Below are 13745 nucleotides of genomic sequence, written 5' to 3' on the forward strand. Positions count from 1 at the left end.
GACAGAGGACGGAGACGGAGACGGGTACGGCGTCAGGCGGCGGCGCGGCGGGGCAGTGCGCGCAGGAAGTCCAGCGCGGCCCGCGCCGTCGCGTCGTTCTGCCGGAAGGCAGGGCCGCCGGTGCGCGGCCGGGTGAAGGCGCCGGAACCCCGGGCGTCGGTGTGCGGGCCGAGCGCGAAGCGCCGGGGGTGCGGGGTACCGGAGGCGTCCAGGATCCGGCCGTCCGCGGGGTCGACGGCGAGCAGTCCCTCGGGGGTGGTGGCGGCCCCGTCGGCGTGCAGCTCGCGCAGCAGGGGGTCCCGGCTGCGTGCGACGGTGGGGTGGGGCAGGCGGGCCTCGACGAGTGCGCGGGCCTCGACGGTCGCGCCGGGCACGCCGGCGCCGCTCGCCCGGAAGACGCCGTGCTCGGCGGTGACGGTCATGCCGGCGCCCACGAATCTGAGGATTCCGGCGCGGGACAGGGCCAGCATCTGCCGCAGCCGCGGGCCGGGCGGGCCCGACGCCAGATAGCTGAAGAAGCCGTGCCACCACGAGCCGATGTCACCGAGCCGGACCAGCTGGCCGTAGACCGAGAGCAGCCCGAGAAAGACCGCCAAGTCAGGGCTGTACGTTGCGTCGTGACGTCGGCTCAGGTCCCGTTCGATGTACCCGCGCAGGCCGCTCTGCAGCTCCTCGGGCGAGGCGTACCGCACTCCCTCCAGCGGATGGTCGAGGACGGTCAGGTCCAGCCGGTCGGCGGGGTCGGGCACCGCGGCGGCCACCAGGGCCCGGATCCCGGCGGCGTCGGCGGCCGCGTACGTCTCCTCGAAGTCCGTCCACGCGGCGCGGGTGCGTTCGGGATGTGCGGCGAACAGCCGGTGGTAGTGGGCGAAGCCCAGTTCCTTCTCGACGAGGGGCCAGACGTCCTCGCGGAAGTCGAATCCGTCGGGCCGCGCGAGGAGCGCGTCGACCTCGGCCGGCCCGAAGAACCGTGGCAGCGGGGGCCGTTCGCCCTCCCAGTCGTAGCCGATCTTGGAGTGGTAGGGGACGCCGCGCCGGGACCCGACGTACAGGATGGGCTCGCGGCCGGACGGGTGGTACGTCTCTCCGTCGTGGCGTCCGCCGCGTCCCTCCGTGAGCAGCACCAACAGGTCGACGAAGGCCAGTCCGAAGCCGCGCACGAGGACGGGTTCACCGGGGGCGAGGACGGACAGGTCGCTGTCGGCGGTGAAGTCGGGCGGCAGATGGACCAGGCCGTGCTCACGGGCATGGGCCGACAACGCCCGCTGCTCGTCGTCGAGTTCGGCGTCGAGGTGGCCGAGGGTCAGGACGACGAGGTCGGCGAGGAGCGGCCGGGGCCGGCCCTCCAGCCACACCTGCTGGCGGCCCTCGGCGGGACCGCCGACCCGCAGGGCGCGCCGCGCGTGGTGGCGCACCCGGATGCCCGGCGGCAGTGCGGCCACGGCACGCTCGTACACCCAGCGCATGTAGGCGCCCTGCCGCGGCCTGTCCGCGAAGGTGCGTCCGTCCAGGCCGGCCCATTCGTGCAGGGTGGGGCCTTCGAGGACCGGGCCCGCCATGTCCACCGTCGTGTCGGTGAACATCGTGACGTCCTGGGCCTGCGAGTTCATCCACAGCAGCGGTGACTGCGCTTCGCGCCAGATGCGTCCGGCGCCGGGCGGATAGGGGTCGACGAGATGGATGTCCAGGTCCTGATCCCCGTACAGCTCCGTGGCGTTGGCGGCGATGCGCTCCAGCAGACCGGTCCCCCGCGGCCCGGCTCCGACGATCACCAGCGAGGGCCTCATCGCGTGCGCTCCGAGCCACGCGCATAGTGCTTCTCGACGTAGTACTGGCCGACGCTGAGCACGGAGGTGACGACGACGTACCAGAGCGTGGCCACCATGAGCAGCGGCATGACCTGGTAGGTGCGGTGGTACACGAGCTGCACCGAGTAGAGCAGGTCCTGTACGGCGATGACGCTGACGATGGACGTGCCCTTGAGGGTGCCGATCAGCATGTTCCCGGCCGGCGGCACGATGGAGCGCATCGCCTGCGGCAGCACGATCCTGCGCCAGCGGCGCCACCGGCTCAGGCCCAGCGCCTGTGCCGCCTCGATCTGGCCGCGGTCGACGGAGAGGATGCCGCCGCGCACCACCTCGGCGGCGTACGCGGCCTCGTGCAGGGTCAGTCCGAGGACGGCGACGGTGACCGGGCCCAGCAGGTTCACCGTCTTCACGCCGAGGATCTGCGGATACAGCGCCCCGATGTTGAACCAGAACAGCAGCTGCACCAGGATCGGCATCGACCGGAAGAGCCAGACGTACCCCCAACTGACCGCACGCAGCACGGGGTTGGCGGAGAGGCGGAACGCGGCGAGCAGGGTGCCGAGGGTGAAGCCGAGCGCCATGACGACCGCGGTCAGCCAGAGGGTGAGCCAGAGGCCGCGCAGTACGGAGGCCGAGGTGAAGTACTCGCCGACGACGTCCCACTGGAAGGCGTCGTTGTGCGCAAGGGAGTTGAGGGCGAGCCCGAGCAGGGCCAGGACCGCGACCGCGGTGGTCCACAGTCCGAGACGGCGTTGCGGGACGATGCGCAGGGGCGCCGCTTCCTGTGGTGCGGCCGCGGCGGCCTTGGTGAGTGTGTCGGAGGACATGCGAAGGCTCCGTGATACGTCGGATCGAACACGGTGGATGCCTTCACACGGAGCGCCTCGGGGCGCCGACGGCCGAGCCCCTCAGCAGGGCCGTCGATCGAGAGTACGGTGCCGTTTCCGTTCACTGTCAAGCGTGTCCACACTGTGAGCCGTACGTCTCAGGCCAGTTGACGCGGAAACGGATGCCTGTTCCACTTGGCCCATGCATCCGCAGCAGTGGCTGGTCACGCGCTCCCACATCGACTTCGGTCGAGTGTGGTCCTCGTCCTGTTGAGCTGACCCCCTGCGCGCACGCCCCGTCGGGCAGCTGTCGCGCCTCGCCTTTCGCCGTTCTCCCGGCCTTCCCCGCCTTCACACGCGCACCCCCTCCCCTCCCGGCCTCGCGCCGCCTCGCGTCACGCCTTCTCGCTTCTCGCCGCCTGCCTTCAGGAGACCGCACACGATGAGTACGTTCACGCGTACCCGAAATCGGTATTTTGCGACGTTTACCCTTCTCGCCTCCGCGACACTGCTGCTCACCGCCTGCGGCTCCGGCTCGGACGGCACCGGCGGGGCGGGTACCGCCCAGGCCGCGGCCAAGGCCGACAAGATCCCCACCACGGACGTCGTCTCGGCCGTCCGCAAGGACGAGGCCGCGGCCCGGCTGCTCCCGGCCGGCACCACCTCGCTCACCGTCGGGGTCAGCATCTCCGGCGCCCCGCCCGGCACCACCTACCTGACCGACGGGAAGACCCTGACCGGCCAGGACGTCGACTTCGCGAACGCGGTCGCGAAGACGCTCGGCATCGAGCTGAAGCAGGAGCCGGCGAGTTTCGAGGCGATCCTGCCGGCTCTGGACAGCGGCAAGTACGACTTCGGCGCCAGCAACTTCGGCGTCACCGACGAACGCCGCAGGACCATCGACTTCGTCACCTACATCAACGACGGCCAGGGCTTCGCCACCCGCGCCGACAGCAAGCTCTCGAAGATCACCGAACTGACGCAGCTGTGCGGCCTGAACGTCGCGACCGCCGCGGGGACGACCTTCGAAGCGACGCTGGAGGAGAACAAGAAGGCCTGCGCCGAGGCCGGCAAGAAGCCGTACAAGGTGCAGACCTACAGCGAGCAGGGCGCCATCTGGTCGTCGCTGCAACAGGGCCGCAGCGACATCGTGATGAGCACCATCAACGGCCTGCGCTACGCCGTCGCCCACCAGCAGGGCGTGAAGTTCCTCAACGAGTTCCACCGCCTCGACGTCGGCTTCGCCTTCAAGAAGGGCACGAAGCTGGCGCCCGCCTTCCGGGCCGCGGTGAACAAGCTCATCGCCGACGGGACCTACGCGAAGATCCTCGACAAGTGGGGGACGACCGGCTCGGCCATCGAGACGTCGCGGATCTCGCCGCCGGAGCTGAAGGACTGAGCCGACTCACCGCCGTAGGGCAGCACTTGGCCGCTCCGGGGGCCGGGGAGCATGTACAACCCGGCGTCAGGGGCCGGGGCACGCCCCCGGCCCCTGACGAGCACGCGGCTCACTCCTGCCCCCGGACCCTCACAGCCCGCAGTCGCAGCACGAGCAGCATTCACAGCACTCGCAGCACTGGCATGCCTCGCAGCAGTTGCAGTCGCAGTCGCTGAGGCAGCCCTCGCGCTTCTTGCGCGACCAAGGGCCCTCGTACTCGTCGGCGCAGCAGACCTTGCAGGTGCAGCACAGGCCGATCGCGGCGGCGCACCCGGCCCAGAAGCCGCGCTTGCCGGGACCGGGCGGCTGGAAGGAGGGTCCGCCGCCGAAGGGGTTGCCGCCACCGGCGTACGGGTTCTGCGGATCGTAGGGACCGTGCGGGGCGTGGGGGTTCTGCGGGCCGTACGGACCACCCTGCTGGGGCGGTCCGAACGCACCCTCGGCCGGGTGCGCGCCGACGGCCCGCCCGGTCGGTGGCGCCAGGGCACCTCCAGGCCCGTGCGCGCCCGCGCTCCCGTGCGCGCCGTCCGCCGCGTGCCCGCACGCGGACGAGCCGAACGCGCGGTCCACCGACCGGCCCAGCTCGTGCGCCAGCAGCAGGTGCGCCAGCTTGCCGTCGGTGAACTCGACCTCGCGCAGCGCGAGCCGGATCCCGTGCAGGGCGTCGTCGGCGAGCCGCCGCGCCTCGGTGAGCGACGTCCCGGTGGCCGTGAGCGGGTTCCACGCTCCCGACGCGGCGTCAGTTTCCCTGTCCTCGACGGCGTCCAGCAGATGCGCCAGCCGTCCGAAGAGCCGTCCCGCCTCCGCGAGCGGCTCCGCGTTGCCGGGCCGGCCGGCGAGTACGGCGGTGTGCGCGAAGGCCGCGGCCGTGGCGGTCTCGGTCGGTTCGGTGACGGTGAGCAGCGGCGTCCCGGGGCCGGCCAGCGCCTCGATGCCGATCTGGCGGTCCACGGCGTCGACGAGCACGGCGGTGTCGAAGCCGACGTCGGAACCGGTGCGCGCGCCGGCCCTGCCCCAGCTCGCGGCGACCCGGCGGGCGGCGAGCGCCACGGGCCTGCGCGCCAACAGCCCGTCCCCGTCGGCCACGTGGTCGCGGACCTTCGCCGAGGCGAGCACCAGCGAGACGGCGGCGGCCAGGCGCGCTCCCTCGCCCTGAGCGACGGAGGCGGTGCGCATGCCGCGCAGCGGGCAGGGCCCGGCGGTCCGGCGCCATCCCGTCGCCCGCTCCGCCTGAGCCTCCGTCAGAACGGATATCAGCAGACCGTCATAGTTCGTGACGATCCGCGCGAACTGCCCGTGGTCACCGCGCAGCGCGAGGCACAGCCCGCACAGGTGGGCCATCCACTGGGCCTTGAGCCCTTCACCGAGACGGTGGCTGCAGGGCCTCACGATTCCGAACACGACACTCCCCCGTGACACGTACGACGTTGAGCGGCGGCATCCTAACGACCACTCCGTTCACCCGTACGCACCGACCGTCACCCGAACGCCGCGGGAAATCATATTTCACTCTCAGTCAGCAGCCGTACACAGCAAGACCCTTGGGATACCGGGGCTCTCGACGGATTCGCTGTGCACCAGTACCGTCACGAAACCCCCGCGCGGCGTCTATCCACTTGGCGCGACATCCGCATCATGGACGACCATGGGGATGCGGAAAGCACGAAAGACCGCTGTGAGAGGAGGCGTCCATGGGATCGGTGCGCAAGGCGAGTGCCTGGCTTGGCCTCGTCGACGACAACGATGACGAGCGTTACTACGACGACGACTACGCCGAGGGACAGGAGTCCGGCGAGGCCTGGGTCACCGACCCGCGGGTGAAGGTCGCGTCCGAGACGGCGGAGGAGAAGGGCCGCCGGATCGGCACGGTCACCCCGGACAGCTTCCGGGACGCGCGCGGCATCGGCGAGCTCTTCCGGGACGGCGTCCCGGTGATCATCAACCTCACGTCCATGGAGCCCGCCGACGCCAAGCGCGTGGTGGACTTCGCGGCCGGCCTGACCTTCGGCCTGCGCGGCACGATCGAGCGGGTCGCCACCCGGGTCTTCCTGCTGACCCCCGCCAACACGGAGATCGTCAGCGGCGAGGCCGCGGGCCGTCAGACGGACGGTTTCTTCAACCAGAGCTGAGGCAGGGCCGCTCACCGGCCCTGCCCCACGGGGTCCCCAGGGCTCTACCGGAAGGCGTCGAGTCCGGTGAGCGCCTTGCCCAGCACGAGTTGATGCATCTCGACGGTGCCCTCGTAGGTGAGCACCGACTCCAGATTCGTGGCGTGCCGCATCACCGGGTATTCGAGCGAGATTCCGTTGGCGCCGAGGATCGTCCGCGCGGTGCGGCAGATCTCGATCGCCTCCCGCACGTTGTTGAGTTTGCCGAAACTGACCTGTTCGGGACGGAGCCGTCCCGCGTCCATGCGCCGCCCGAGGTGGTGGGCGAGCAGAATTCCCTTGTGCAGCTCGACCGCCATGTCGGCGAGCTTCGCCTGGGTCAGCTGGAAGCCACCGATGGGCCGGCCGAACTGCTCGCGCGTCTTCGCGTACTCCACGGCGGCCTCGAAACTGGCCCGCGCCGCGCCCATGGCTCCCCACACGATCCCGTACCGGGCGTGCGAGAGACAGCTGAGCGGTCCCTTCAGCCCGACGACGTCCGGCAGCACGGCGTCGGCGGGCAGCCGTACGTCGTCGAGGACCAGCTCGCTGGTGACGCTCGCCCGCAGCGACCACTTGTGCTTGATCTCGGGCGCGGAGAAGCCCGGCACGTCGGTGGGGACGACGAAGCCGCGGATTCCGTCGTCCGTCCGGGCCCAGACCACGGCGACCCCGGCGACGGACCCGTTGGTGATCCACATCTTCCGCCCGTTGAGGACCCAGTCTCCGCCGTCACACTTGGCGTGGGTGCGCATGGAGGCGGGGTCGGAGCCGTGGTCGGGCTCGGTGAGCCCGAAGCACCCGATGATCTCGCCGGACGCCATCCGCGGCAGCCAGGTCTGCTTCTGCTCCTCGCTGCCGAACCGATGGATGGCGTACATGGCGAGGGAGCCCTGCACGGAGACGAGGGAACGGATGCCGGAGTCGGCGGCCTCCAGTTCCAGGCAGGCCAGGCCGTACTGCACCGCGGACGCCCCGGCACACCCGTACCCCTGGAGCGACATGCCGAGTGCCCCGATGGCGCCGAGCTCCCGCGCCAGCTCCCGGATGCCGGGCAGTTCGCCCTTCTCGTACCACTCGGCGACGTGCGGCAGCACCCGGTCGGCCGCCCAGGTCCGCACGGTGTCGCGGACGGCGAGGTCCTCCGGGTCCAGCAGGTCGTCGATGCCGAGCGGGTCGGCGGGGTCGAAGGGCGGGAGCTTCGAGGACGCGGACATGGGGCAGCCTCCGGCACGCTAAAACTAGCGGTGTTAGTTACGACGTCGCGGCCGACGTTACGACGCAGTCTCCCGCACGTCCAGGGTCCCTCCCCCACACGACCACGAACACACGGCCGCGAACGCATGGCCACACACTCACGGCCACGAACACACGGCCACCCGCCACTGGCACGCGCCCTGCCGGAAGACCCGCGCGGGCCGGCGGGCGGAGCCGGTGGGCGCACGGGCGGGGAGAGCTACGCGGTCACGCGGGACTCGGCGACCTCGCGGGGTGCCGGGATCTCCGCCGGACCCGCCGCCGGCGCCGGGCACTCCATGACCCGCGGCAGCCGCAGCGCCATCACCGCGCCCAGCATCAGCAGGCCCGCGCTGACCAGCAGGGTCACATGCAGTCCGTGCACGAAGGAGTCCCGCGCGGCATGCCGCAGGGCCGCACCGGGCGCCCCGCCGAGCCGGCCGGCGACCTCGTACGCCTCCCCGAGGGAGTGCCCCGCCGCGGTCGAGTCGGCGGCCGAAACCCCGGGAACCGACGAGAGCCCCGGCTTGTACGCGGCGTTCATCACACTCCCCAGGAGCGCGATCCCGATGCCCGCACCCAGCTGGTACGAGGTCTCGCCGATGGCGGCGGCTCCACCGGCCTGCGCGGGCGGCGCCTCGCTCAGCATCGACTCGTACGCCCCGAAGAGCGTGGTCTCCAGGCCGAAACCGAGCAGCACGAAGCCGAAGAGCAGCAGCCCCGTGTTGTCGTTCCCGCCCATCGCGGTCAGCGTGACGACGGCGGCCGCGGTCAGGCAGAAGCCGAGGCTGACCATCGTGCGCGGGCCGAACCGGCGCAGCATCTTCGCCCCGGCGAGCCCGGCGGCCATCGCCGCGACGGTGAGCGGCAGCAGCCGCAGCCCCGTCTCCAGCGGCGAGAGGCCGAGCACGAGCTGGAGGTACTGCGCCGCGATCAGCTCCAGACCGACCAGGGCGAGCATGGCGAGGACGATGCATCCCACCGAGGTGCTGAACGCGGGCCGCGCGAACATCCGCAGATCGACCAGCGGGTGCGCACGCCGCCGCTGGCGCCGGACGAAGCCGGTCAGCAGCGCGCCGCCCAGGAGGAGGGGGCCCAGCGTGAGCGGGCCGAACGGGGCCTCCCCGCCGCCGAGCCGCTTCACGCCGAGGACGAGCCCGAAGAGTCCGGCGGCGGCCATCAGGGCACCGACGATGTCCCAGGGACCGTTGCGGTCGCCCTTCGACTCGGGCAGCAGCATCCGCCCGATCGGCAGGCTGACCAGCATCAACGGGATGTTGACCAGGAAGACGGACCCCCACCAGAAGTGTTCGAGGAGGAAGCCGCCGAGCAGCGGCCCCACTGCCGCGCCGACGGCGGCGACCGCGCTCCAGATGCCGATCGCCAGGGCCCGCTCCCGCCGGTCGGGGAAGACCTGGCGCAGGATCGAGAGGGTGGCGGGCATGATCATCGCGCCGCCGACGCCGAGCAGGGCTCGCGCGAAGATCAGGACCTGCGCGTTGTCGGCGCAGGCCGCGACGGCCGAGGCGACGCCGAAGAGGGCGTATCCGAGCAGGAGGACGCGCCGGCGGCCGACGCGGTCACCGAGCGTGCCGAACAGTATGAGGAGCGAGGCGCAGACCAGCGGATAGATGTCGACGATCCAGAGCAGCTCTATCGCGCCGGGCCTGAGGTCCTCGGTGACGGCGGGCACCGCGACGTGCAGCACCGTGGCGTCGAGCGCCACCAGCAGCAGACTGACGCACAGGACGACGAGGACGACCCAGCGGTTGGCACCGGCCCCGGTCTCCCGACGGCATCGCGCAGCGGCCGTGGTCGTCCCGGACATTACGTACCTCCCAGATGTTCCCTCGCGTTCGGCGGAAACCTCAGGGTGGGGACTCCCTGGGGCTGTGGCCTGGGGGAGCGGAGCCCCGGCCCACGCAACAAAGGCGAGTGAGCGGCCCACAGTACGCGAGTTCCCGGCGATGTCGCGTGGCAGACCTCTCACGTTCTTCCTGCATTGCGTGTGGCGTACGCCACGCTCCCCCGGGACCACCACGCCCCGCCGGGCCGGGCGGTTCCGGGCCGCATCGATAATCGAGCCCGTGACCGATCTTGAGACACCTGTCGCGAAGCCGCCCCGCGCGGGCGCCCTGCGCCGCGCGGCCCCCGCCCTCCTCGGGTACGCGGGCGTCCGCGCGCTGGGGCTCGTGGTCCTCGCCGCGTGGAGCGCGGCGAACGGCAAGAGCGCGCACACCCTGCTCACGGCCCGCTGGGACGCGCTCTGGTACACCCGGGTCGCCGACCTCGGCTACGGCTACGAGGTGCGGCTGCCGAACGGCGACCTGCACTCGAACCTCGCCTTCTTCCCGCTGCTGCCCTGGCTGGAGCGTCTGGGGTCGGCCCTGACGCCGCTGTCGTCCGCGGACGCGGGTCTGCTCGTGAGCACGTCGGCGTCGCTCGCCGCGGCCTGGGGGATCTTCGCCGTCGCGGAGCACGTGTACGGGCGGCGGGCGGGCGTCTGCGCCGTGCTGGTGTGGGCGGTGCTCCCGGTCGGTGTCGTGCAGTCGATGGCGTACAGCGAGTCACTGTTCACGGCGCTCGCCGCCTGGTCGCTGTACGCGGTGCTGACCGGCCGCTGGGTCACGGCGGGCCTGCTCGCCGCGCTCGCGGGGCTGACCCGGCCGGTGGGGGTGGCGGTGGTCGCGGCCGTCTGGGTGACAGCGGTCATGTCGTTCGTACGGGACCGAAGCGCGCCCGGCCCGGACGGCGCACCCCGGTGGCGGCGCGCCGTCGGCATGCTTCTCGCGCCGCTCGGCGCCACCGGCTACGTGCTCTGGGTCGGCCGTCGCACGGGCAAGGGTCCGCTCGGCTACCTCGATGTGCAGGCGGGCTGGCGCAACGGTTTCGACGGCGGCTACGCCTTCGCGCGCTTCGTGGCCGACAAGTTCACGTCCTTCCCGTCGGCCCTGGCCGGCGTCGGACTGATCGTGGGCGTCGCGCTGGTCGTCTGGCTGTACGTGACATGCGTGCGCCAGGGGCAGCCGCTGCCGCTCCTGGTGTACTCGGGGATCGTCACCGCGCTCGCCCTGTGCGCGTCGAGCTATTTCGGCTCGAAACCGCGCCTCCTGCTGCCCGCCTTCCCCCTTCTGCTGCCCCTCGCGCTCGCCCTGTCCCGGCTGCGTACGCCCAGGTCGGCGGCGGTCCTGGGCGGCGTGGCGGCGGCCTCCGCGGTCTACGGCGCCTTCTGGCTGAACGGCTCCGGTCCGCCATGATCGACTCCCGGACGCCCGGTGAGCTGCCGGAGAATTCCAGCCCAGCATTCGGTGAACGAATATATAAGCGTCATAAAACCGAACCACGGACGGATCAATGGAATTACGGAGTCCACTCTCCGAGGATTAGACATTCATAGAAAATAAACACGGACCTGAGAGGAATCCCACATCACATCGTCATCACAAAGCGAGTGATTCGGCCTGGAACGCAGCTCACTCGCTGTAACGTCGATTGAGTGCGTACCGAACGAAACCTGACCCGTCTGGACCGGGTCTTCGCCCGGCTCGACCGTGAACCTGAACGGCCGGCCCACATCGACGTGCCGAGGATGAGCCGGCACAGGGTCGTGCTGTTCGCGGCGACCCTGGCCTTCTACCTGGCCATCGTGTGGGCCGTCGCCATCACTTCATGGCTGGTCAGATTCGACTGGCAGGTCATGTTCTTCCGGCCCTACCAGCAATGGCCGGAGATCCACGCGTTCCTGGACTACTACGTGGTGCTCGGCCAGCGCGGCCCCACCGCCGTGATGGTCGCCGCCTGGCTGGGCTGGCGCTCCTGGCGGCAGCACACCCTGCGCCCGCTGCTCACGCTGGGTGCCTCGCTGCTGCTCCTCAACATCACCGTCGGCGCCGCCAAGTTGGGCATGGGCCGCCTCGGCCCGCACTACGCGATCACCATCGGCTCGAACGAGATGGGCCTGGGCGGCGATATATTTCCTTCGGGCCACACCGCCAACGCCGTTGTGACCTGGGGCATCCTGGCCTATCTGGCCTCGACCCCGCGGGCCCGGCGCTGGCTGTCCGCGCTGTCCGCGGTGACCTCGCTCGGCGTCGGTCTGACCACCGTGTACCTCGGCACGCACTGGCTGAGCGATGTGCTCCTCGGCTGGGCCGCGGGTCTGCTGATCCTGCTGGCGCTGCCCTGGTGCGAGCCGCTGATCGCCCGCGCCGAGGCCGGGATCTTCTCGCTGCGCGACTCCTGGCGCGCCCGTCGCGGCCGTGTCGTGCCCGCACCCGCGGCCTCGCCGGTCGGCGCGCCCGCCATGGTGCCGCACCCCGCCACCGCGGAGGGCGAGGTCCCCGCGCGGGAGCCGGCCGCCTCGGTCCGCGCGCCCCGGGCGCCGGTGTACCTGGCTCCCGGCCCGCACACGGGCCGCTCGGAGCGCACCCCGGTCACCCCGGTCGGCAGCCGCCGCCCGCCGCACGCCGACCGGGTGGCGCGCTCGGCCACCACCTCGGCACGCCCCCTGGCGGGCGGCTGAGGACAACCGAACGGCGGGGCCGGTACGCACACCTCTCCCCGCACCGCGAAGGCCCCCGGCTCCTGACAGCCGGGGGCCTTCGCGTGTCGGTCGGTCCTGCCGGGACCGCGGGGTCCCGTCGGCGCGGTGCCGTCAGCCCTTCCAGCAGCGCGTGACCCTGCCGTCCGTGACCTCGAAGTTCAGCCGCCCCACGAGGTACTCCATGGTGATGATCGCGCCCGGGGGCAGCGAGCGCACCGTGGTCCAGCCGTGCTCCTCGGCACGGCGCTCGGCGCTGCTCGCCTCCAGTCCTACATAGTTCTCCGGACTGTCCTGGGGTTCTGCGGAATGAGGGGGAATGGGTGCCATGACGGCCACGTTAGGCGGCGTCGCCCCGGCCGGGGAAGTCCGGATCGCCACCCAGCGTCACCCATACCCCTCCGGTCACGCTTCTGTCACAGGATCACGACACGTGTTTCGGCCGAACTCCGTCACACGCACGAGGGGTTCCCTACGCGTTCTGCACTCCTTCGAACGTAATTCGGAGCCGACCCGACGCCGTCCCGAACAGCTCGATGGAATGTGCGGATCCAATGCCTCGGCGCGGCCTTTTCATTCCGATTCCGGGGCCCGCCGTGGAATCTGACGCCCCATGGGAAATACCCGTTCCGGCACGGGAACCCCGCGCGCGGCGGGCCGGCCCACGGCGCCCGGTGCGCATCACTGCCGTGGCGGTGAACTCCGTTCCAGAGCCCGGGACAGCCGGTCCCGGGCCGCGGTGAGCGCGTCGGTGAGCCCGGCGGGTTCGAGGACCTCGAACTCGAATCCCGTCATCGTCACGTGCACGACCATGACGTCGAGACTGGCCGCCCCGGTACGCAGGAGACAGCTGTCCGGACCGGCGGCTTCGAGCGTGCCGGCGGACGGCGAGATCCGCTCGGCCGCCTCCTCCAGGGGCACCAGCAGCCGGACGACGGCGTGCGTGGCGTACGCGCCGGTGGAGACGCCTTTGGAGACGTAGGCGGCGAGGTCCTCGGCCGGTGGGGTGCGGGGCGCGAACCGCGGTCCGTGCGGCGGTCTGGGCGTGACGCGGTCCACCCGGAAGGTGCGCCAGTCGTCGCGGTCGACGTCCCAGGCGACCAGGTACCAGCGGCGTTCGGTGCACACCAGGCGGTGCGGCTCGACGGTGCGGCGGGTCGAGGAGCCGCCGTGGTCGCGGTACTCGAAGCGGAGCCGCTCCCCGTCGCGGCAGGCGTTGGCCAGTTCGGTGAGGACGGCCGGGTCGACCGCCGAGGGTCGCGGGCCGCGCAGCATCGGCACGGTGAACGCGTTCAGGGCGCCGATCCTGCGGCGCAGCCGGTGCGGCAACACCTGTTCCAGCTTGGCGAGGGCGCGTACGGAGGTCTCCCCGATGCCCTCGATGCCCTGGCCGGCGGCCGTGCGCAGGCCGACCGCGACGGCCACGGCCTCGTCGTCGTCCAGCAGCAGCGGCGGGAGTTCGGCTCCCGCGCCGAGCTGGTAGCCGCCGCCCGTGCCGGGGCTGGCGTTGACCGGATAGCCCAGCTCGCGCAGCCGGTCCACATCGCGCCGGACCGTCCTCGGCGTGACGCCGAGACGCTCCGCGAGATCGGCACCCGACCATTCCCGGTGGGCCTGGAGCAGTGACAGCAGACGGAGCAGCCGTGCGGAGGTGTCCAACATGGGCCCGAGTCTGTCAGTCCTTGCGGACATCTTCTGTCCGCAAGGACTCGGTCCCGCGTCGGCAGGGACTGCCCCTCGGTCCCGCGT

General features: G+C 71.6%; 11 protein-coding genes. 4 read left to right on the forward strand and 7 right to left on the reverse strand.

From position 1 onward, the window contains the following. Positions 1 to 32: 32 nt before the first annotated feature. Positions 33 to 1787 (reverse strand): FAD/NAD(P)-binding protein, encoded by a 1755-nt coding sequence (locus ACSYGO_RS12675; protein ID WP_460386697.1) that lies wholly within the window; start codon positions 1785 to 1787, stop codon positions 33 to 35. After that, on the reverse strand, positions 1784 to 2635 hold the full coding sequence (locus ACSYGO_RS12680) for an amino acid ABC transporter permease (protein ID WP_460386698.1): 852 nt from the start codon (positions 2633 to 2635) through the stop codon (positions 1784 to 1786). Before ACSYGO_RS12680 ends, ACSYGO_RS12675 begins: the two co-directional genes overlap by 4 nt. Before the next feature lie 442 nt (positions 2636 to 3077). Between ACSYGO_RS12680 and ACSYGO_RS12685 the strand changes: the two genes are divergently transcribed. Further along, a complete protein-coding gene (locus ACSYGO_RS12685; RefSeq protein ID WP_432175478.1) occupies positions 3078 to 4034 on the forward strand; it encodes an ABC transporter substrate-binding protein in 957 nt (318 codons plus the stop codon). A 129-nt stretch (positions 4035 to 4163) separates the two neighbouring features. On the opposite strand, the gene ACSYGO_RS12690 is transcribed toward ACSYGO_RS12685, so the two are convergent. Beyond that, positions 4164 to 5474: a DUF5685 family protein gene (locus ACSYGO_RS12690; protein WP_460386699.1), complete on the reverse strand. Its 1311-nt coding sequence runs from the start codon at positions 5472 to 5474 to the stop codon at positions 4164 to 4166. Between the two features lie 290 nt (positions 5475 to 5764). Between ACSYGO_RS12690 and ACSYGO_RS12695 the strand changes: the two genes are divergently transcribed. Further along, complete coding sequence (locus tag ACSYGO_RS12695; protein ID WP_028805261.1) at positions 5765 to 6202, forward strand: cell division protein SepF; 438 nt, start codon at positions 5765 to 5767, stop codon at positions 6200 to 6202. A gap of 44 nt (positions 6203 to 6246) precedes the next feature. Here the strand turns inward: ACSYGO_RS12695 and ACSYGO_RS12700 are convergent, their stop codons facing one another. Further along, entirely contained in the window at positions 6247 to 7437 is a 1191-nt protein-coding gene (locus ACSYGO_RS12700) for an acyl-CoA dehydrogenase family protein (protein WP_460386701.1), read from the reverse strand. Positions 7438 to 7676: 239 nt separating this feature from the next. Next, positions 7677 to 9284 (reverse strand): MFS transporter, encoded by a 1608-nt coding sequence (locus tag ACSYGO_RS12705; RefSeq protein ID WP_426680315.1) that lies wholly within the window; start codon positions 9282 to 9284, stop codon positions 7677 to 7679. A 259-nt stretch (positions 9285 to 9543) separates the two neighbouring features. Here ACSYGO_RS12705 and ACSYGO_RS12710 point away from each other — a divergent pair, with 259 nt between their 5' ends. Together ACSYGO_RS12710 and ACSYGO_RS12715 are read left to right on the forward strand one after the other, a co-directional pair. Then, positions 9544 to 10713, forward strand: coding sequence for a glycosyltransferase family 39 protein (locus ACSYGO_RS12710; protein WP_460386702.1), 1170 nt, complete (start codon positions 9544 to 9546; stop codon positions 10711 to 10713). Positions 10714 to 10952: 239 nt separating this feature from the next. Next, on the forward strand, positions 10953 to 11978 hold the full coding sequence (locus ACSYGO_RS12715) for a phosphatase PAP2 family protein (RefSeq protein WP_426680317.1): 1026 nt from the start codon (positions 10953 to 10955) through the stop codon (positions 11976 to 11978). A 132-nt stretch (positions 11979 to 12110) separates the two neighbouring features. On the opposite strand, the gene ACSYGO_RS12720 is transcribed toward ACSYGO_RS12715, so the two are convergent. Further along, positions 12111 to 12326 (reverse strand): I78 family peptidase inhibitor, encoded by a 216-nt coding sequence (locus ACSYGO_RS12720; protein ID WP_426680318.1) that lies wholly within the window; start codon positions 12324 to 12326, stop codon positions 12111 to 12113. A gap of 351 nt (positions 12327 to 12677) precedes the next feature. Then, a complete protein-coding gene (locus tag ACSYGO_RS12725; RefSeq protein WP_426680319.1) occupies positions 12678 to 13658 on the reverse strand; it encodes a helix-turn-helix transcriptional regulator in 981 nt (326 codons plus the stop codon). Positions 13659 to 13745: the final 87 nt, after the last annotated feature.

The sequence above is a fragment of the Streptomyces krungchingensis genome (assembly GCF_054729265.1).